Source organism: Streptomyces sp. NPDC043876, assembly GCF_056435825.1.
The window spans coordinates 368,543-388,553 of sequence record NZ_JBWKDV010000008.1 but is presented as its reverse complement, the minus strand read 5'-3'; the positions used below and the strand labels follow the sequence as shown (position 1 = coordinate 388,553).

The 20,011-nt window shown below is 75.2% G+C and carries 16 protein-coding genes and 1 pseudogene; 10 read left to right on the top strand and 7 right to left on the bottom strand.

What is annotated here, in order from left to right; genetic code table 11:
* Positions 1-11: 11 nt before the first annotated feature.
* Positions 12-857: pseudogene (locus AC0693_RS25795) on the top strand (patatin-like phospholipase family protein).
* A 99-nt stretch (positions 858-956) separates the two neighbouring features.
* Positions 957-1,748, top strand: a complete 792-nt coding sequence (locus AC0693_RS25790) for a spermidine synthase (RefSeq protein WP_478741752.1) — start codon at positions 957-959, stop codon at positions 1,746-1,748.
* A gap of 29 nt (positions 1,749-1,777) precedes the next feature.
* Here the strand turns inward: AC0693_RS25790 and AC0693_RS25785 are convergent, their stop codons facing one another.
* Positions 1,778-3,112 carry an MFS transporter gene (locus AC0693_RS25785; RefSeq protein WP_478803013.1) on the bottom strand — a complete coding sequence of 445 codons (1,335 nt, stop codon included), beginning with the start codon at positions 3,110-3,112 and terminating at the stop codon, positions 1,778-1,780.
* 69 nt (positions 3,113-3,181) lie between these two features.
* On the bottom strand, positions 3,182-4,213 hold the full coding sequence (locus tag AC0693_RS25780) for a DUF8017 domain-containing protein (RefSeq protein WP_478803012.1): 1,032 nt from the start codon (positions 4,211-4,213) through the stop codon (positions 3,182-3,184).
* Between the two features lie 96 nt (positions 4,214-4,309).
* On the opposite strand from AC0693_RS25780, the gene AC0693_RS25775 reads away from it, so the two are divergent.
* From AC0693_RS25775 to AC0693_RS25765, 3 genes are all read left to right on the top strand, one after another.
* Entirely contained in the window at positions 4,310-4,762 is a 453-nt protein-coding gene (locus AC0693_RS25775; RefSeq protein ID WP_356412417.1) for a DUF4442 domain-containing protein, read from the top strand.
* Between the two features lie 150 nt (positions 4,763-4,912).
* Positions 4,913-7,429 carry a beta-glucosidase gene (locus AC0693_RS25770; RefSeq protein WP_478803011.1) on the top strand — a complete coding sequence of 839 codons (2,517 nt, stop codon included), beginning with the start codon at positions 4,913-4,915 and terminating at the stop codon, positions 7,427-7,429.
* A 59-nt stretch (positions 7,430-7,488) separates the two neighbouring features.
* Positions 7,489-8,148, top strand: coding sequence for a DedA family protein (locus AC0693_RS25765; protein WP_469336301.1), 660 nt, complete (start codon positions 7,489-7,491; stop codon positions 8,146-8,148).
* Positions 8,149-8,203: 55 nt separating this feature from the next.
* On the opposite strand, the gene AC0693_RS25760 is transcribed toward AC0693_RS25765, so the two are convergent.
* On the bottom strand, positions 8,204-8,749 hold the full coding sequence (locus AC0693_RS25760) for a gamma carbonic anhydrase family protein (protein ID WP_356412420.1): 546 nt from the start codon (positions 8,747-8,749) through the stop codon (positions 8,204-8,206).
* A gap of 132 nt (positions 8,750-8,881) precedes the next feature.
* On the opposite strand from AC0693_RS25760, the gene AC0693_RS25755 reads away from it, so the two are divergent.
* Positions 8,882-9,691 carry an acyltransferase gene (locus AC0693_RS25755; protein WP_478741715.1) on the top strand — a complete coding sequence of 270 codons (810 nt, stop codon included), beginning with the start codon at positions 8,882-8,884 and terminating at the stop codon, positions 9,689-9,691.
* Between the two features lie 83 nt (positions 9,692-9,774).
* On the opposite strand, the gene AC0693_RS25750 is transcribed toward AC0693_RS25755, so the two are convergent.
* Positions 9,775-10,179, bottom strand: coding sequence for a CoA-binding protein (locus AC0693_RS25750; RefSeq protein ID WP_356412447.1), 405 nt, complete (start codon positions 10,177-10,179; stop codon positions 9,775-9,777).
* A gap of 97 nt (positions 10,180-10,276) precedes the next feature.
* Between AC0693_RS25750 and AC0693_RS25745 the strand changes: the two genes are divergently transcribed.
* The 3 genes from AC0693_RS25745 to AC0693_RS25735 all read left to right on the top strand — a co-directional run bounded on the left by AC0693_RS25745 (position 10,277) and on the right by AC0693_RS25735 (position 15,431).
* Positions 10,277-10,903: a YigZ family protein gene (locus AC0693_RS25745; RefSeq protein WP_478803010.1), complete on the top strand. Its 627-nt coding sequence runs from the start codon at positions 10,277-10,279 to the stop codon at positions 10,901-10,903.
* A gap of 308 nt (positions 10,904-11,211) precedes the next feature.
* Entirely contained in the window at positions 11,212-12,396 is a 1,185-nt protein-coding gene (locus AC0693_RS25740) for an exonuclease SbcCD subunit D (protein ID WP_356412429.1), read from the top strand.
* Complete coding sequence (locus AC0693_RS25735; protein ID WP_478803009.1) at positions 12,393-15,431, top strand: AAA family ATPase; 3,039 nt, start codon at positions 12,393-12,395, stop codon at positions 15,429-15,431. The genes AC0693_RS25740 and AC0693_RS25735 overlap by 4 nt, the downstream gene beginning before the upstream one ends.
* Here the strand turns inward: AC0693_RS25735 and AC0693_RS25730 are convergent.
* A complete protein-coding gene (locus AC0693_RS25730; RefSeq protein ID WP_469336308.1) occupies positions 15,421-15,867 on the bottom strand; it encodes an Lrp/AsnC family transcriptional regulator in 447 nt (148 codons plus the stop codon). The two genes, AC0693_RS25735 and AC0693_RS25730, sit on opposite strands and share 11 nt — an antisense overlap.
* 94 nt (positions 15,868-15,961) lie before the next feature.
* Here AC0693_RS25730 and AC0693_RS25725 point away from each other — a divergent pair, with 94 nt between their 5' ends.
* Complete coding sequence (locus tag AC0693_RS25725) at positions 15,962-16,483, top strand: rhodanese-like domain-containing protein (RefSeq protein ID WP_469336310.1); 522 nt, start codon at positions 15,962-15,964, stop codon at positions 16,481-16,483.
* Between the two features lie 84 nt (positions 16,484-16,567).
* On the opposite strand, the gene AC0693_RS25720 is transcribed toward AC0693_RS25725, so the two are convergent.
* Complete coding sequence (locus tag AC0693_RS25720; protein ID WP_468471250.1) at positions 16,568-18,265, bottom strand: DUF885 domain-containing protein; 1,698 nt, start codon at positions 18,263-18,265, stop codon at positions 16,568-16,570.
* Between the two features lie 156 nt (positions 18,266-18,421).
* Entirely contained in the window at positions 18,422-19,897 is a 1,476-nt protein-coding gene (locus AC0693_RS25715; protein ID WP_478803008.1) for a GNAT family N-acetyltransferase, read from the bottom strand.
* Positions 19,898-20,011: the final 114 nt, after the last annotated feature.

Below are 20,011 nucleotides of genomic sequence, written 5' to 3'. Positions count from 1 at the left end.
GGGGGGCTGTGATGAGCGGCGAGACGGCGCTGGTGCTCGGCGGCGGAGGCCTGACCGGGATCGGCTGGGAAGCCGGGATCATCCACGGCCTGGCCGAGGCGGGCGTCGACCTGTTCGGCGCGGACCTCGTCGTCGGCACCTCCGCCGGTTCCGTCGTCGGCGCCCAGCTCACCTCGGGGCTGCTCACCCCGCGCGAGCTGTACGAGCGCCAGCTCGCCGGAGCGGGCGGGGAGGTCCCGGCCAAGCTGGGCGCCGCCCTCGTCGCCCGCTACGCCGTGGCGATGATGCGGGCCAGGGACGCCACGGCCTACCGCCGCCGGGTCGGCGAGATCGCGCTGGCCGCCGACACCGGGGACGAGCGCGCCCGTCGCACGGTGCTCCAGGCGCGGCTGGTCTCCCACCACTGGCCCGAGCGCCGGTTCGTGGTGACCGCGGTGGACGCGCGGACCGGCGCCGCCGCCGACTTCGACCGGCACAGCGGGGTCGGCCTGGTCGACGCGGTCTGCGCGAGCTGCGCCGTCCCGGGCGTGTGGCCGCCGGTGACCGTCGGCGAGCGGCGCTACGTCGACGGGGGCGTGCGGTCGGCCGCCAACGCCGATGTCGCCACGGGCTACCGGCGCGTGGTGGTCCTCGCGCCGATGGCGCTGGGATCGGGGGTCTCGCCCTCGCCCGCCACCCAGGCCGAACGGCTACGGGCGGACGGCTCCCGGGTGCTGCTGATCACCCCCTCCGCCTAGGCCCGCAAGGTCTTCGGCCGCAACGTGCTGGACCCGGCCCGGCGGGCCCCCGCCGCCCGCGCGGGCCTCGCCCAGGCCGCCGCGCACGCGGCCGAGGCGGCGGCCGTCTGGTCGGTCTGAGGTCTGCCCGACAATGGGGGCGTGGACGACGAGCGGCACGACGAACGACCCGAGCAGATCCCGGTGGGCCGGCAGGTGGGCCAGGGCGCCGCGAAGCTGATGCCGGACGTGGACCGGCCGCGGGCCTGGCTGCTGACGGTGGACGGGGCCCCGCAGTCGTACGTGGACCTCGACGACCCGCGGCACCTGGAGTTCGAGTACGCGCGCCGGCTCGCCCACGTCCTGGACTGCGCGGCCGAGCCGGGCGCACCGCTGGACCTGCTGCACCTGGGCGGCGGCGCGCTGACCCTGCCCCGCTATGCCGCCGCCACCCGCCCGGGCTCCCGCCAGCGGGTCGTCGACTTCGACCGGGAGCTGCTGGAGCTGGTGTCCGAGCACCTGCCGCTGCCCGCCGGAGCCGGGATCGAGCTGCACGCGGCGGACGCGCGGGCCTGGCTGGAGGCGGCGCCCGCGGCGAGCGCGGACGTCCTGGTGGCCGACGTGTTCGGTGGCTCCCGGGTGCCGGCCCAGCTGACCTCGGTGGAGTACGCGCGCCAGGCGGCCCGGGTCCTGCGGCCCGGCGGCACGTACGTGGCCAACCTGGCCGACGGGGCGCCGTTCGCGTTCCTGCGGGGGCAACTGGCCAACTTCGCCGAAGTGTTCCCGCAGTTGGCCCTGATCGCGGAACCGGGGGTGCTGCGCGGGCGCCGGTTCGGGAACGCGGTGCTGGTCGGGTCCGCGCACGAGCTGCCGGTGGCGGAGCTGACGCGGGCGTGCGCGGGGGACGCGTTCCCGGCGCGCGTGGTGCACGGGGCGGCGCTGGCGAAGCTGGCCGGGGGCGCCGGGGTCGTGCGGGACGCCGAGGCGGTGGACTCGCCGGAGCCGCCCGAGGGGGCCTTCGGCATCGGCTGAGCCGTGGACCCGGCCGCGCGGCCGGCGCGTCAGTCGCGGGCCGGGGCGGCGGGTACGGCGGCGCCGCGCGCGCCCTCCGGGGCGTCGGCGGGCCGCGGCCCGGCCGGCACCAGGGCCGCCGCGGGCCTGCGGGTCAGCCGGCGCACGTCGGGGACGGCCAGCACCGCGGCCGTGACGATGACGACGAGGGCCGCGCAGCCCCACAGCGCTCCGGTGCGGCCGAAGGCGGATTCCGCCGGGCCCGCGAGCGCGGTGGCGAGCGGCAGCATCGAGACCGAACCGAACCAGTCGTAGGCCGAGACCCGGGAGAACTTCTCCTCCGGGATCTCCTGGTGCATCGTGGTCATCCAGTTCACGCCGAACACCTCGATGGCCAGGCCGCTGACCAGCATCACCGCGCACAGCCCCCACGTCGGCAGCGGGACCGCCAGCGCCGCCGACGGCATCGCCAGCGGGAACACGCAGAGCGTCCCCACCAGCAGCAGCCTGCGCGGTTTCCAGGCCATCATCAGGACCGCTCCGGCGATCGTGCCCACCCCGAAGGCGGCCAGCGCCAGACCCCAGGGGGCCGGTCCGCCGAGCCGCTCCCGGGCGACCAGGGGCCCGTAGACCGCCTCGGCCGCGCCGACGACGGCGACCACCACGGAGAACTGGAGCACGATGCTCCACAGCCACGGGCGGCTGCGGAACTCCACCCAGCCCTCGCGCAGGTCGGCCAGCAGGCTGCCGCCGGGCTTGCGCGGGGCGATGTCACCGACGTCGAGGAACGCCCGCAGTGCTCCGGCGAGCGCGAAGGCGACCGCGTCGACCGCGAGGACCCAGCCGGGGCCGAAGGCGGCGATCATGGCGCCGCCGAGGGCGGCGCCGCCGATCCCCGCTCCGTTGACCGCCATCCGGAAGAGGGCGAAGGCCCGGTTGGCGTGCTCGCCGGAGACGCTGGAGAGCAGCATGCCCTCGGAGGCCGGACTGAAGAAGGCGGTGCCGGTGCCGCACAGCGCGGTGAGCAGCATCATCTGCCACAGCTGCGGGTCCCCGGCGAGGACCAGCACGGCGAAGGCGGCCTGCGACACGCAGTTGAGGGCGTTGGCCGCGACCATCACGTGGTGGCGCGGTATCCGGTCCGCGAGCGCGCCGCCGATGAGCAGGAAGAGGACGAGGGGGAGCGTACGGGCCGCGGCGACGAGGCCGACGTCCCTGCCGGAGCCGCCCGCCTCCAGCACCGCGAAGGAGGCCGCGATGAGCGCGCCGTTGCTGCCGAGGTGGGTCACCACCGCCGCGCCGGTCAGCAACGTGTAGTTGCGGCCCGCCCACGCGGGACGGCGACGGCGTGCGGACGGAAGCCCGGGGGCGCTGCGGTAGCTCACCCCCGGACTATCCCCGTCCCGGGCCGGGAATCCAAACGGATATCCGGACCGGGAGCGGGACGCCGCGGATCATCCGGTGGTGAGCCGGACCGAGCTGAGGATCTTCTCGTAGACCTCGGGCTTGACCTCGTCGGGGACGTTGGCCGCGCCGTAGAGGACCCAGCTGGAGAAGTCGCCGTTGGCGGTCTTGAAGCTGAAGGCGATGGACTTGCCGTCGGTGTCGCACTTGTTCTTCTTGGGCAGGCCGCTGACGCTCGCCGTGGCCATGTGGCCCTTGAGGCCGGAGAGGGTGGTGTACTCCTTGGCCGCGACCACCTTGGTGGTGCCCTTCGGCGCCTTCTGCGCGTAGGCGGCGAACACCCAGTTGCCGGCCTCGTTGTAGGCCGCCTCGGCGGTGTCCTTGGCGCCCTGGCCGCCCTTGGTGCCCGTGGTGGCCAGCGAGGTCTTCTCCTCCTTGCCGTTCTTGTCGGAGTCGACCTTGCACCACTCCTCCTTGTACTCCGCCGGAGCGGAGAGGCTGATGAGGGGGGAGCCGTCGTTCTTGGACTCGTCGGTGATGCCGTAGGACATGCCCGAACCCGCGACCTTCCAGTCCGCCGGGACGTCGAAGGCGGTCCCGTACTTCGGGTTGACGACCACCTTCCAGCCCGGGATCACGGGGGCGACGTCGCCGCCCGCGCGCGGGTTGCCGGTCGGCGGGGGCGGCGCCACCGGGGAGACCGGGGCGGAGGAGGCGGCGGCGGGCTTGTCGTCGGCCACGTCCTTCTTGTCGTCGTCCCGGGTCAGGACGAAGGCGCCGGTGGCGGCGGCCGCCACCACGACCGCGGCGGCGGCCACGATGGCGACGGTCTTCGTCGCGAAGGGGCTCGAACCCCGGCCGCCCTGCGGCGGCTGCCCCGGGTGGGGCGGTGTCTGGCCCCACGCCTGAACGCTGGGGGGCTGCTGGTAGCCCGGCTGCGGGTACCCATAGCCGGGCTGCTGCTCTGCGTACCCCGCCTGCTGGTACGGATTCGGTTGTCCCGGCTGCTGCTGGTACGGGTTGCTCTGCGCGTCCTGCGGGTTCTGCTCGCCCCCGGGCGGCTGCTGCTGTCCTGGCCACATGGCCGGTAACGATAGTGGGAGCCGCTCGCGGGGACCACGGCCGGTCCCTCCAGGGCTCTGGCCAAGCTCATCTACTGGCGGGTAACATCGCGTTCCATGAGCGCAGACCAGATGAACGTGGGCGAACTGCTCGCCGCGACGGTGCCGATGGCCCGGACCCTGAACCTCCAGTTCCTGGAGACCACCCCCGAGCGCGCGGTCGTGCGCCTGCCGGACCAGCCCGACTTCCACAACCACGTCGGCGGCCCGCACGCCGGCGCCATGTTCACCCTGGCCGAGTCGGCGAGCGGCGCGATCGTGCTGGCGGCCTTCGGAGAGCAGCTCTCCCGCGCCGTCCCGCTCGCCGTCAGGGCCGAGATCGGTTACAAGAAGCTCGCCAAGGGCGTCGTCACGGCCACCGCCACCCTCGGGCGCCCGGCCGCCGACGTGATCGCCGAACTCGACGCGGGCGGCCGCCCCGAGTTCCCCGTCACCGTCGCCATCCAGCGCGAGGACGAGGCCGTGACCGGCGAGATGACCGTGGTCTGGACGCTGCGCCCCAACGCATAACCCCCGGACCGCCCCGGGGTGCGTCCCATCAGTGGAAGGGCGCGCCCCCGAGGGCGCGCCCACCGCGGGGCCCCGGGCGCCGTGGCGCACAGTGGCCCGGGGCGGTCCGGCGCGGGCCGCCCCGCCCACCGGCGCTTCCAGGGAGCCCCCATGAGCGAGGCCGTGTCCCGCCGTACCGCCATCAGGCTGCTCGGGGCGGGCGCCGCCCTCGGCGCGGCGGGCTGCGTCCCCCAAGTGCCCCCGGCGACGGGGGCCCGTACCCCGGTCCGCACCAAAGGGGCCGGAGCGCTCGCCCGAAGCGGCGGCTCGGCCCGGGTCGACGCCCTGCTGGAACGGCTCACCCTGAACGAGAAGACCGCGCTGCTGCACGGCGCCGCAGACCCCGCGCCGCTCGGCCAGGCCGGCTACGTGCCGGGCGTACCGCGGCTCGGCATCCCGCCGCTGCGGCTCGCCGACGGACCGGCCGGGGTACGGGTCGCCCGCCCCGCGACCGCGCTGCCCGCGCCCGTCATGCTGGCCTGCGCCTTCGATCCGGCCCTCGCCCGCGCCTACGGCCGCGTCATCGGCCGCGAGGGCCGCGCGCTCGGCCAGGACGTGCTGCTGTCGCCCATGGCCAACCTCATCCGCACCCCCTGCGCGGGCCGCAACTTCGAGACCTTCTCCGAGGACCCGCGGCTGACCGCCGACCTGGTGGCCGAGGTGGTCCGCGGCATCCAGGACGAGGGCCTGATCGCCACCGTCAAGCACTTCGCCCTCAACAACCAGGAACAGGGCCGCGACACGGTCGACGCGATCGCCGCCGAACAGACCCTCCACGAGACCGAACTGCGCGGCTTCGAGGCCGCCGTCGGCGCCGGAGCGGGCGCGGTGATGGGCGCCTACAACAAGGTCAACGGCACCTACGCCTGCGAGAGCAAGCCGCTGCTGGACGACGTGCTGCGCGGCCGCTGGGGGTTCGACGGCTGGGTGATGTCCGACTGGCGGGCCACCCACAGCACCGTCGCCGCGATCACCGCCGGCCTCGACATGGAAATGCCCGCCGGCACCCACTTCGGCGACCCGCTGCGCGAAGCGGTGCGCGCCGGGTCGGTACCCGAACACGCCGTGGACCTCGCCGTCCGCCGGATCCTGAGCACCATGGACCGCTTCGGCCTGCTGGCCGTGCCCCCTGCGCCGCGCCCGGCCCGCGACCCCGCCGCCGGCGCCCGGGTCGCCCGGCAGGTGGCGGTCGCCGGAGCCGTCCTGCTGCGCAACGAGCAGGCCGCCCTGCCCCTGACCGGGGCCGCCGCCCGCTCCCTCGCCGTCATCGGGCCCACCGGCCGGTTCCCCTTCGTCAGCGGGGGCGGCAGCGCCCACGTCGTCCCCGAGCGGGACCGGGCCGCGAGCCCGCTGGCCGCCATCCGCGCCCGCGCCGGCAAGGGCGCCGAGGTCCGCTACGCCCTCGGCGAGGACCTGTACGGCCGCCCGCTCCCCGCGGACCTGCTCACCCCGGCCGCCGCCCTGGACGACCGGGCCGTGGACGCGGGCCGGGACTACCACTACGACGGCACCTTCACCCTCCCCGAGGCCGACGAGTGGACGCTGCTCGTGCACTACACCGGCGCGCGGCCCGAGGTGCGCCTCGACGGCGAGGAGGTCTTCCCCGTGCGCCAGGGCGTGGCAGAGCACTTCGCGGGCGGGCTGCTCGGCGCGGCCCCCGACGGGCTCACCGTGCGCCGCCGCACGCTCGCCCTCGCCGCAGGCGCCCACCGGCTCACCGTCGGCGCCCGCGGCGGCGACCGGGGACAGCGCTTCCGGCTGCGCCACACGACCCGGGCGAGCCGGGCCGCCGACGTGGCCGAGGCGGTGCGGGCGGCCAAGGCGGCCCACAGCGTGGTGCTCTTCGCCTACGAGGACGCCACCGAGGGCAGCGACCGCACCGGCCTGGCCCTCCCCGGCGGCCAGGAGCGGCTGATCGAGGCGGTCGCCGCCGCCAACCCGCGCACCACCGTCGTCCTCAACACGTCCTCGTCGACCACCATGCCGTGGCTGGCTCGGACCGCGGCCGTCCTGCAGATGTACTACCCCGGCCAGGAGGGCGCGGGCGCCACCGCCGACGTGCTGTTCGGCGACGCGGACCCCGGCGGCAGGCTCACCCAGACCTTCCCGGCCGAGGCGCACGCCACCCCGGTCGGCGGCGATCCGGTGCGTTACCCCGGCGTCGGCGGACGCCAGGAGTACGGCGAGGGCGTGCACGTCGGCCACCGCTGGTACGACGCGCAGCGGGTGGCCCCGCTCTTCCCCTTCGGGCACGGGCTCTCGTACACCACCTGGCAGTACGGGAAGCTGACCGTACGGCCCCGGGGCGACGGACTGCGGGTGGAGTTCACCGTCCGCAACACCGGCCGCCGCGCGGGCACGGACGTGGCGCAGGTGTACCTCGGTCCCTCGCCCGACCTGGCGCTCGACCAGCCGGTCCGGGCGCTCGCCGGCTACCGGCGGATCGCCCTGGCGCCCGGGCGCTCCCAGCGGATCGCCGTGGACCTCGACGCGCGCACGCTGTCGTCCTGGGACCCGGGGCCCCGCGCCTGGGTGCTGGGCACCGGTCGGCGGGAGGTCTGGGTGGGCCGCTCCTCGCGGGAACTGCCGCTGCGGGCGGCCGCGGTGGTGCGTGCGGTGGCCCGGTAGTCTGGCGGGCCGGTGCGCCACAGGGGGCGCGCCGGACCACGCTGCGGGAGGACGTACCGGTGCACATCCAGGAATGGCTGGAGACCATCCCGGCGATCAGTGTCTACCTGCTGGTGGCGGCCGTCATCGGGCTGGAGAGCGTGGGCATCCCGCTGCCGGGGGAGATCGTCCTGGTCAGCGCGGCCCTGCTCGCCTCGCAGAACGGCGCCATCGACCCGGTGGTCCTCGGCGCCTGTGCGAGCGCGGGCGCGATCGTGGGCGACTCGATCGGCTACGCGATCGGGCGCAAGGGCGGCAAACCATTGCTGGCGCGGCTCGGGCGGCGCTTCCCGCGGCACTTCGGGGAGCACCACGTCGCGATGGCGGAGCGGTCCTTCGAGAAGTGGGGCATGTGGGCCGTCTTCTTCGGGCGGTTCGTGGCGCTGCTGCGGATCTTCGCGGGTCCCCTGGCGGGCGTGCTGCGGATGCCGTACTGGAAGTTCCTGACCGCCAACGTGCTCGGCGGCATCATCTGGGCGGGCGGTACGACGGCTGTCATCTACTACGTCGGCATCGTCGCGGAGGCCTGGCTGAAGCGGTTCTCCTGGCTGGGGCTGGTGGCGGCCGTGCTGATCGGCCTGGCCTCGATGCTGATGCTGCGCAGCCGGGCGAAGAAGGCCGAAGCGGCCGCGGCCGCGCAGCCGGCACCGGCGCCCGACGCGACGGTCGCGGCCGACTGAGGCGGTGGCACGGGCGAGGGCTCATCCCCCGCCCGTCCCGGGTCCGGTCGCGGTATCAGGCCGAGCCCTCGGCCGCGGCGCGGTGCTGCTGCGCCAGCTCGACGTACATCGTCGCGTTCAGGCGGATGCCCGCCCGCTCCTCCTCCGTCAGGGGGCGCCGGACCTTCGCCGGGACGCCCGCGACCAGGGAGCCCGGCGGCACGACCATGCCCTGCGGGACCAGCGCCTGGGCCGCCACCAGGGAGCCCGCGCCGATCACCGCGCCGTTGAGGACCGTCGCCCCCATCCCGATCAGGCAGTCGTCCTCGACGGTGCAGCCGTGCACCACCGCGTTGTGGCCGATGGAGACCCGGTCCCCGATGGTGACGGGGAAGCCGGGGTCGACGTGGACCGTGCAGTTGTCCTGGACGTTGCTGTCCGCGCCGAGCACGATCGGTCCGCAGTCGGCCCGCAGGACCGCCGAGTACCAGACGCTCGCCCCGGCGCCGAGGGTGACGTCGCCGACGACGACGGACGTCGGCGCGGTGAACGCCCCCGGGTCGATGTCCGGCTTCTTGCCGCCCACCCCGGCGACGAATGCCTGGCCCGCCTGAAACGTCATGTGCTCTCTTCCTCCGCTTCGGATGCCGCGCTCCCCGCACCGTAGGGCACGCGGCCGGCCGCTCCGCCGATGGGGTGAAGATCACAGCAGGGCCGCCCGGACGCCCGGCGCGCGGCCCACTACCGTGGCCGGGTGCCGAAGAACAGAAACACGTTCTCATCCGTCTCGCGCCCGTCCGCCCCCGGCGTCTCGCCCGCGGAGATCCGGACGGCCCTGAACGCCCTGCGCCGCCGGGCCGCGAGCCGGATCGTCCACGCCGGCTGGCGCTGGGCGCAGCGCGCGGGAGCGGTCACCGCACAGACCCCCGGCCGGCTGCGCTTCGGCGCCATCGGCCACGGCACCCGCCTCGCCTTCCCGCAGGGCACGGTCTTCGGCGAGCGCTGGATCCACCTGGGCGACTACTGCATCATCGCCGAGCAGGTCACCCTGACCGCCGGAATGATGCCCGACCTCGACCTCGGCCGCGATCCCGTGCTGGTCCTCGGCAACGGTGTGGTGCTCGGCCGGGGCAGCCACGTCATCGCGGACACCCGGATCACCATCGGCTCGGACACATTCTGCGGACCCGGCGTCTACATCACCTCCACGAACCACAGCTACGACGACCCGCACGAGCCGGTCGGCAAGCAGTGGCCGCGCAGCGCACCGGTGGAGATCGGCCCCGGCTGCTGGCTCGGCACGGGCGCGGTGATCCTCCCCGGCGCCCGGCTCGGCCGCAACGTCGTGGTGGCGGCGGGCGCCGTCGTACGCGGCGAGGTGCCCGACCACGCGGTCGTCGCGGGGGCGCCCGCGCGGATCGTCCGGCGCTGGGAACCGGAGACCGGCTGGCAGCCGCCGCTGCGCACCCCGGCGCCCGTGCCGATCCCCGAAGGGGTGACACCGGCGCAGTTGCGCGCCCTGGAGGAGGCCGAACGCATCGCCGAGTCCCGCAGGATCCCGTAGGGGGAACCGGCCGGTTGCGCGGGGAGCGCCGGGGCCCCGGGCCCGGCGCTCCCCGGCCTGCCCGCGGAGTCAGGGGTTCCGGCTCAGAGCGCCGGGATCTCGATCGCCGGGCAGCGGTCCATCACCATGTCCAGCCCCGCGGCGGTGGTCCGGTCGAAGGCCTCCTCGTCGACCACGCCCAGCTGGAACCAGACGGCCTTGGCGCCGGCCGCGACGGCCTCGTCGGCGACCGGACCGGCCAGCGAGCTGTTCACGAAGACGTCCACCACGTCCACCGGGAACGGGATCGCGGCGAGCGAGGGGTACCCCTGCTCCCCGTGCACCGTTTCCGCCTTCGGGTGCACGGGTACCACCCGCTTGCCGAACCGCTGGAGGACCCGGGCCACGCCGTGGGCGGCGCGGTCGCTGTTGTCGGACAGCCCCACCACGGCCCAGGTGTCGCCGTGCTGGGTGAGTATCTTGCGGATGGTTGCCGGGTCGCCGTACACGCGCGCCGCCTCCTGCTCGTGCGGACCGGCCGGGTGCCGCTCCGCACCCCGCTTCAACAGGCAGGACACCTGTCCGATTCCCCTTAGGGTGGAGCGGGTGAAGGCAGACCAGTACGCCACGGTGGCCCGCGAGGGCGTCCACGAGTCCGAGATCAACCGCTCGCGCTTCCTGTGCGCGCTGGCGCCCGCCGCGACCGAGCGCGAGGCGCAGGACTTCGTCGCCCGCATCCGCAAGGAGCACCCCACCGCCTCGCACCACTGCTACGCCTACGTCATCGGCGCCAACGCCGCCGTACAGAAGGCCAGCGACGACGGCGAACCGGGCGGCACCGCCGGCGCGCCCATGCTCCAGATGCTGATGCGCCGCGACATCCGCTACGCCGTCGCCGTGGTCACCCGCTACTACGGCGGCGTGAAACTCGGGGCCGGCGGCCTGATCCGGGCGTACGGCGGCGTGGTCGGCGAGGCCCTCGACGTGCTGGGCACCGTCACCCGCCACCGCTACCGGCTGGCCACCGTCACCGTCGACCACCAGCGCGCGGGCAAGACCCAGAACGACCTGCGGGCGACCGGCCGCACGGTGATCGACCTGCGCTACGGCGCCGCCGTGGAGATCGAGATCGCCCTCCCCGAAGCCGACCTGCCCGCCTTCGAGGCGTGGCTCGCCGACAGCACGGCGGGCAGCGCCACCCTCACCCTGGGCGGCGAAACGTACGCCCCTTGAACGGGCCGCCGCGGTGGCGCCCGCGAGTGCGCCGACCCGGGCCGCGGCGGCGGTACCACCCGTGGGGACGCTCGTCACACTTCACCGGGCCATGACGGCCGTGACGGCCGGGCCCGCCCGGCGCAGTCCGGGGCGCCCCGGGTCCGAGGCCCCGGTCCGGCCGTTCGGACGGCGGAAGCGGTGAGGAGGCGGGCCCGCCACTGACTACAGTGGAGCGCGGAGACCGCCGCACACGCCGCCGGTCCCAACGGTTCCGCGGGGTCCGCAGGTCGAGGAGGATCGGTACACGTGCAGGTCGGGGGCGCACCGTGAGATTCCTGCACACCTCCGACTGGCATCTCGGGCGGGCCTTCCACCGGGTGAACCTGCTCGGCGCCCAGGCCGCCTTCGTCGATCACCTCGTCGCGACCGTGCGGGAGCGCGCGGTCGACGCCGTGCTCGTCGCGGGCGACATCTACGACCGGGCCGTGCCGCCGCTGCCCGCCGTCGAGCTGTACGACCAGGTCCTGCACCGCCTCGCCGACCTGGGCGTGCCCACCGTGATGATCTCCGGCAACCACGACTCCGCCCGCCGCCTCGGCGTGGGGGCCGGGCTGATCGGCCGGGCCGGGATCCACCTGCGGACCGACCCCGAGGGGTGCGCCGACCCCGTGGTGCTGAGCGACGTACACGGCGACGTCGCGCTCTACGGGCTGCCCTACCTCGAACCGGCGCTGGTCAAGGAGGCGCTGGAGGCGCCGAAGGTGAGCCACGAGGCGGTGCTCGGCGCCGCCATGGACCGCATCCGCGCCGACCTCGCCACCCGCGGCCCCGGGACCCGCTCCGTCGTCCTCGCCCATGCCTTCGTCACCGGCGGGCAGCCCAGCGACAGCGAACGCGACATCGCCGTCGGCGGAGTCGAGTCCGTGCCCGCCTCCGTCTTCGACGGCATCGACTACACCGCCCTCGGCCACCTGCACGGCTGCCAGACGATCAACGAACGGGTCCGCTACTCCGGTTCCCCGCTCGCCTACTCCTTCTCCGAGGTCCACCACCGCAAGACGATGTGGCTGATCGACCTCGGCGCCCCCGGCGAGAGCCCGGTCGCCGAGCGGATCGACACCCCCGTGCCGCGCCCGCTGGCCCGCATCCGCGGCCCCCTCGAAGAACTGCTGGAGGATCCGGCGCTCGCCGGACACGAGGGGGCCTGGGTCGAGGCCACCCTCACCGACCCGGTGCGGCCCGACGACCCCATGGCCCGGATCACCGCCCGCTTCCCGCACACCCTCAGCCTCGCCTTCGACCCCCAGGGCCGCGAGGAGGACGACGGCGCCTCCTACGCGCAGCGCCTCAAGGGCCGCAGCGACCAGGAGATCGCCGAGGACTTCGTCACCCACGTCCGCGGCGGCGGCGCGGCCGACGAGGGCGAACGGGCCGTCCTGCGCGCCGCCTTCGACGACGTGCGCGTCGCCGGCGCACTGCCCGGCGACGGGCACCCGGAGGGGAGCCGATGAGGCTGCACCGGCTCCACATCACCGCCTTCGGACCCTTCGCCGAACCCCAGGAGATCGACTTCGACGCGCTCTCCGGCGCCGGGATCTTCCTCCTGCACGGCCCCACCGGCGCGGGCAAGACCTCCGTCCTCGACGCCGTCTGCTACGCCCTCTACGGCTCCGTCCCCGGCCCCCGCCAGGCCCCCGGCACCAGCCTGCGCAGCGACCACGCCGCCCCCGAGACGGCCACCGAGGTCACCCTCGAACTCACCGCGGGCGGCCGCCGCCTGGAGATCACCCGGCGCCCCGAGCAGCCCCGCCCCAAGAAGCGCGGTACCGGCACTACCCGGGACAAGGCCCAGAGCCTGCTGCGCGAACACCTCGGCGAGCGCGGCTGGCAGGGGCTCAGCCGCTCCCACCAGGAGATCGGCGAGGAGATCGAGCAGCTGCTCGGCATGAGCCGCGAGCAGTTCTGCCAGGTGGTGCTGCTGCCCCAGGGCGAGTTCGCGCGCTTCCTGCGCGCCGACGCGGAAGCCCGGGGCCGGCTCCTCGGACGGCTCTTCGACACCCGCCGCTTCGCCGCCGTCGAAGCCCTGCTCGCCGAACGGCGCCGGGCCGCCGAGGCCAAGGTGCGCGCGGGCGACGAGAAGGTGCTCGGGACGGCGCAGCGGCTCGCCCAGGCCGCCGGGGACTGCGCCGACCTGCGCGCCTGGCCGCTCCCGGCCCACCAGCCCGGCGACCCCGGGCTCGCCGAAGCGGTACGGGCCTGGGCCGCCGTGGCCCGCTGCTCGGCCCGCGAACGGCTGACAGTGCGCGAGTACGCCCTCACCGCCGCCGAGCGCCGGCACGCGGCGGCCCGCCGCGCCGCCGAAGAGGCCCGCGAACTCGACCGGCTCCAGCGCCGCCACGCCGAAGCCGTCCACCGCGCCGCCGTCCTCGCCGAGGCCGCACCCGAACGGGAGCGGGTCCGCGCACTCCTCGACCGGGCCCGCCGGGCCGCCCTGGTGGCCCCCGCGCTCGACCTGCGCGACGCCGCGGCCGCCGCTCACCGGGCCGCCGCGCACGCCGTCGACGACGCGCGCCAGCGGCTGCACACCGACCTCGCCGAAGCGGGCGCGGAGCAGCTGGCCGCCCTCGAACAGCGGCTGCGCGGGGAACTCGGCGCGCTCGGCGCCGCCGTGCGCGCCGAACAGCGCAGCGCCGACATCTCCCGCGAACGCGCCGCCCTGGAGCGCGAATCCCGCGCCGCCGAGGAGCAGCAGCAGGAGTCCGCGGACTGGCTGGCCCGCTGGGAACCCACACGGGCCGCCCTGCGCGCCCGCGTCGACGCCGCCCAGCAGGCCGCGACCCGGGCCGAGCATCTGGCCGGCCGGCTGGAGCCCGCCCGGCTGCACCTGGCCGCGGCCCGCCGCCGGGACGCGCTCGCCGCCGAGGCCGAAGCCGCCACCGGCGAGCTGCTCTCCGTACGCGAGGAGTCCGCGGCCGCCCGGGAGCGCTGGCTGGAGCTGAAGGAGACCCGGCTGCGCGGGATCGCCGCCGAACTCGCCGGGGCGCTCGTCGCCGGGGAGCCCTGCGCCGTGTGCGGCTCGGCCGACCACCCCGCGCCCGCCCGGCCCGCCCCGGGCCACGTCGACCGCGCCGCCGAGGACGCCGCCCACGCCCGCTTCGAGCAGGCCGAGGAGCGGCGCGCGGCGACCGAGCGCGGGCTGGCCGCCGTCCAGCAGGCCCGTACCGAGGCGGCCGCCGCCGCCGGGGACGCCACCACCGGCGAACTCCTCGCGCGCACCCGGGAACTGACCGACCTGCACGCCGCCGCCCACGCAGCGGCGGCGGGCCTGCACGGAGCCCGCGAGCAGCTCGCGCACGCGGAGCGCGAACACGCCACCCGCAGCGCGGACCGGCTCGACGCCGAACGCCGGATCGCCGCCCGCGCCTCCCGCCGCGACGTCCTGGACGAGGAACAGCAGGCGCTGGAAGAAGAGCTGACCCGGGTACGGGCGGGCTCGGCCAGCGTCGCGGAGCGCGCGCGGCTGCTGGAGAACCGGGTTCGGCTCGTCGCGGACGCCGCCGCTGCGCTGCACCGCGCCGACGCCGCCGCCGAACGCCTGAAGGAAGCCGACGGGCGCCTCGCCGACGCCGCGTTCCGGGCCGGTTTCGACACCACCGCGGCGGCCGCCGACGCGGTGCTCTCCGCCTACGAACACAGCAACCTGCAACACCGCATGGACGCCTGGCAGGCCGAAGAGGCCCTGCTGGCCGACCGGTTCGCCGAAGCAGACGCCGTCCGGGCGGCCGCCGAGGCGCCCGCCGACCCGCGCGCCGCCGGGGAACGCGCCGAACGGGCCGCGGCCCGGCTGCGCACGGCCGCCTCGGCCGCCGACGCGGCCCGGCTGCGCTGCGCCGAGCTGGACCGGCTGTCCCGGCAGGCCGAGAGCGAGCTGCGCGCGCTCGGTCCGCTGCGCGAGGACTACGAGCGGGTGGCCGCGCTGGCCGGTCTCACCGCGGGCACCTCCGCCGACAACGAGCGCAAGATGCGCCTGGAGGCCTACGTGCTGGCCGCCCGGCTGGAACAGGTCGCGGCGGCCGCGACGGTACGGCTGCTGCGCATGTCCGGCGGCCGGTACACGCTCGTCCACTCCGACGCCCGGGCGAACGGCCGCGGCCGCTCCGGCCTCGGCCTGCACGTGGTCGACGCCTGGACCGGCAGTGAGCGGGACACCGCGACCCTGTCGGGAGGCGAGACCTTCTTCGCCTCCCTCGCCCTCGCGCTCGGTCTCGCCGACGTGGTGACCGACGAGGCCGGCGGAACCCGCCTGGACACCCTCTTCATCGACGAGGGCTTCGGCAGCCTCGACGAACAGGCCCTGGACGAGGTGCTCGACGTACTCGACTCGCTGCGCGAGCGGGACCGCAGCGTGGGGATCGTCAGCCACGTCGCGGACCTGCGCACGCGGGTCCAGACCCAGCTGGAGATCGTCAAGCAGCGGGGCGGTTCCGTGGTGCGCCACCACACGGGCGGCGCGCCCCGGCCGAGGACGCCGCGGGTCACGGACTGAGCGGGCGCCGGGGCAGCGGCGAGGAGTAGACCACGCTGGTCGTCACCGCGCCGAGTCCGGAGATCCTGCCCGTGACCTCCTCCAGGTGCACCATCGAACGGGCCACGACCTTGAGCACGAAGCAGTCGTCGCCGGTGACGTGGTGGGCCTCCAGGATCTCCGGCGTGGCCTCCAGCAGAGCGTGGAACGGCTTGTAGTTCCCGTGCGGATAGCGCAGCCGCACCAGCGCCATGATCGCCTTGCCGAGCCGCTGCGGATCGACGACCGCCGTGTACCCGGTGATCACGCCCGCCTCCTCCAGCCGCCGGACCCGCTCGGTGACCGCGCTCGGGGACATCGAGACGGCGCGGGCCAGCTCGGCGAAGGTGGCGCGGCCGTCCGCCTGGAGGGCTTCGAGGATGCGCCAGTCGGTGGCGTCGGGGGAATAGTCGGGCATGGTGGAGATGTAGCAGGGGAAACCACGGCCCGACAAGCGAAAGCCAGGGGAATCCCACTTCCGGAGATGATCACCCGCTCATAGATTCTGAGTCATGACGACGACACAGCAGCCCACCGCCGGCCCGGCCACCACCGCCCCCAACCCCGTCCTGCGGGTGCCCCCGGCCACTCCCGCCGCGGCCGCCGCCTACTTCGCCGCCAGTCTGGCCTTCCACGCGGACGTCTCGGACGTCGCCGGCGCCCTCCGGGCCCACCGCGAGCAGGGCGCCGCACTCGGCTTCCAGATCGTCGACTCGCGCTCCACCCCGTCCTGGGACCAGGCGCACGTCCCCGGCGCGGTCCACCTGCCCACGGCCCTCGTCCCGGAGCAGGCCGAGCGGCTCCTGGACAAGGACCTGCCCGTGGTCACCTACTGCTGGGGCCCCGGGTGCAACGGCGCCGCCCGCTCCGCCCTCGCGCTCGCCCGGCTCGGCTTCCAGGTCAAGGAGATGCTCGGCGGCATCGAGTACTGGATCCGCGAGGGCTTCGAGGTCGAGACCTGGCAGGGCACCGAGCGGCGCGCCGAGGCCGACCCGCTGACCGCCCCCACCGACTCCGACGACTGCGGCTGCTGACGCCGGGCCACGACGACGGGCCGTCCGCTCCCCGGTGGGAGCGAACGGCCCGTCATCGCGCCTCGTCGGCCGACGCGGCGGCCGTTACAGCTTGGACAGCTCGTCCACCAGGTCGTCCAGCCCCAGCGAACCCTGCGACAGCGCCGCCATGTGCCAGGCCTTCAGGTCGAACGAATCCCCGTGCGCGGCGCGGGCGTTGTCCCGGCCCAGCAGCCAGGCGCGCTCGCCCAGCTTGTAGCCGATCGCCTGGCCAGGCATCGAGAGGTAGCGGGTCAGCTCGCTCTCGATGAAGTCCGCGGGCCGCCCGCTGTGCAGGCCGAAGAACTCCTGCGCCAGGTCAACGGTCCAGGTCTCGCCCGGGTGGAACGGCGAGTCCGCCGGGATGTCCAGACCCAGGTGCATGCCGATGTCGACGATGACCCGCGCGGCCCGCATCATCTGGCAGTCCAGGTAGCCCAGGCGCTGCTCGGCGTCCGTCAGGTAGCCCAGCTCGTCCATCAGGCGCTCCGCGTACAGGGCCCAGCCCTCGGCGTTGGCGCTGACGATGCCCACGGTGGCCTGGTAGCGGGAGAGCTGGTCCGCCACGTGGGTCCACTGCGCGAGCTGCAGGTGGTGGCCCGGAACGCCCTCGTGGTACCAGGTCGAGACCAGGTCGTAGACCGGGAAGCGGGTCTGGCCCATGGTCGGCAGCCAGGTGCGGCCCGGGCGCGAGAAGTCCTCCGAGGGGGAGGTGTAGTAGGGGGCCGCGGCGCCGCCCGCCGGGGCGATCCGCGACTCCACCTTGCGCACGCGCTCGGCGAGTTCGAAGTGGGTGCCGTCGAGGTTCTCGATGGCCTCGTCCATGATGCCCTGCAGCCAGGCCTGGACCTCTTCGACGCCCTCGATGTGGGTGCCGTGCTCGTCGAGGTGGCGCAGCGCCTCCCAGGGACCCGCGCCGGGCAGGATCTTGGCCGCCTCGGTCTTCATCTCGGCGAGCAGCCGGTGGTACTCCGACCAGCCGTAGGCGTACGCCTCGTCCAGGTCCAGGTCGGTGCCGTTGAAGTAGCGCGACCAGCGGGCGTAGCGCTCGCGGCCCACCGGGTCCGGCGCGCCCTTGACGGCCGGGGCGTACACGTCGCGCATCCAGTCGCGCAGCGAGACGACGGCGGCGTTCGCCTCCTCGACGGCGGCGTCGAGCTCGGCCCGCAGGCTCTCGGGGCCGGCCGCGGCGAAGTCGGCGAAGAAGCCGGGGCCGTCGCCGTCCTCGCCGGCCCAGGTGCCGAGCTGGCCGATGAAGGTGGCGGTGGGGCGCGGGCTGCCGAGCAGGCCGCGGTCCAGACCGAGCTGGAGGCACTCGCGGTATCCGGCGAAGGCGGCGGGAACCGCGCGCAGGCGCTCGGCGATCGCGGCCCAGTCCTCGTCCGTGTCGGCCGGGGTCAGGGTGAAGACCTCGCGGACGCTGTGCACCGGCGAGTGGATGTTGCTCACCGCGCGCAGGTCCTCGTCGGCTTCGTGCACGGCGAGTTCGGCGGTCAGGCGCTCGCGCAGCAGCCGGGCGCAGCGGCGCTCGGCGTCGCTGTCGCCGCCCGGGAGCCGCTCGGCGGCGTCGAGCCTGGCGAGGGTGGTACGGGCGAGTTCGGCGGAGGCCTCGCGCCCCGCGGGCGAGAAGTCCGGGAGTTTCGCGGAACTCGCGGCGACACCGAGGTAGGTGCCGGTGATCGGGTCGAGTGCGATCAGGTCGTCGACGTACGCGTCCGCGACCTGACGGGGCAGCTGGTTACCGCTGTGGAGGGTGTCTGGCATGCGGACATCTTCGTACGGAAGACCCGCCCGCGTCACTAGCGTTCGCTGTCAGCAGCCTGACGCGGGCGGGAACGGCGGGGTGCGGTCCCGCGCGCGGAAGACGGCCGTGGTGCGGTGCGGGCGACGTCGCGCCGCACCACGGCCGGGGCCGGCACGTCAGTTCTGGTGGCGCGGGCTCTCGTACGAACGCTGCCCGCCCTGCGGCCCGTACGACGGCCGGGAGCCGGCCCGGACGGCGTCCAGGCGGGCCGTGATCACCAGGGTGCCCTCCTCGATCTGGTAGTCGAGCGGGAGCCCGAGGCCGCGCATGGCCGCCACCATGCCCGTGTTCGAGGCCTGGGTGACGGCGTACACGCTGTCGCAGCGCGCCTCGACCGCCATCGCGATCAGCCTGCGGAGCAGTTCGGAGCCGATGCCGCGGCGCTGCCAGTCGTCCTCGATGAGCAGGGCCACCTCGGTCTCGTCCCCGTCCCAGAGCAGGTGCCCGAGGGCGACCAGCTTGCCGGAGGTGGTGGTGGCGGCCAGGGTGCGGCCGAAGCGGGGGCTCAGCAGGTGGCCGAGGTAGCGGTCGGCGTCGGCGACCGGGCCGTGGTAGCGCAGGCCCAGCGTCCGCTCGGAGCAGCGGTCGTGCATCGCGCGGGCGGCCACGACGTCGGAGCCGTCGGCGCGGCGCACGGTGATCTCGTTGCCCTCGGGCAGGGTCAGCACGTCCTGGCTGCGCGGGACGCGCGGGCCGAGGCGGGCGTCCAGCTCGACCAGGGCGCGGGCCCGGGCGAACTCGGTGGGCGTGAAGGGCAGGTAGGGACGGTCCACGGTGATCACGCCGCCGGAGGGGTCGCGCAGCCGCATCGTGGTGGCCTCCAGCACGCCCTCGACGGGGGCGGAGGCGGCGGCGTTGGGCCGGCCGGTCAGGGTGGTGGCCGGGATCGAGTGGATCGTGCAGCGGCCGAGCAACTGGCGCAGCGCCAGCGGCAGCTCGGCGGCGTCCAGCGCGGTGCGGGTGGCCAGCCCGAGCACCCGGGTGGGCGTGTCCACCAGGTCGTGCGCGTCGGCGCGCTCGATCCAGGTGCTGTGGCCGTCGGCCCGGGCGACGGCGCGGGTCAGCTCGGCGGAGGGCAGCTCCTGCGGGGCGCGCAGCAGGAACTCGTCGACCGTGCCGCCCTCGGGGAGCGGGTGGGTCTGGAGGGTCAGGATGTCGACGCGGTGGTGGGCGAGCGCGGTGCAGAGCGCGGCCAGGCTGCCGGGCTCGTCCCGTACGGTCGTCCGCATCCGCCACAGGGCGGTGGCGCCGTCGGTCGCGGGATCGGCCGGAGCCGGCGCCGTGCCCGCGGTGGATCCCCGCGCCGTGGTCCCGGCCGGGGCGCCGGTATCGGAGGGGGCGGTCGGGCCCGGCGGGGCGTGGCTGTGACGGCGGGCCCACCAGGTGTGGAAGGTGGCCGTGACCAGGAGCGCAATCGCCGAGGCGACGAGCATCACGGGCCCGCGCGGACCGTGCACCACGAGATTGGCCAACGCGTCGGCGACGGCCACGGCGCAGAACAGCGCCGCGAGCTCGACGAGGTCGTGGCGCCAGTGGTGGGCGCGCTGCGGGCGGTGGGGCCGGGAGGTGGAGGCGGGGCTGCGGTCAGTCATGCACACCACTGTGACGGTGGGGTGTTGCGTGATCACGAACGGTTTGTGACCGACTGGTTAAGTGTCGATCCGATCGATTTCGCCCTGTTTTCCGGCTCGCGGCGCACCTGGCAT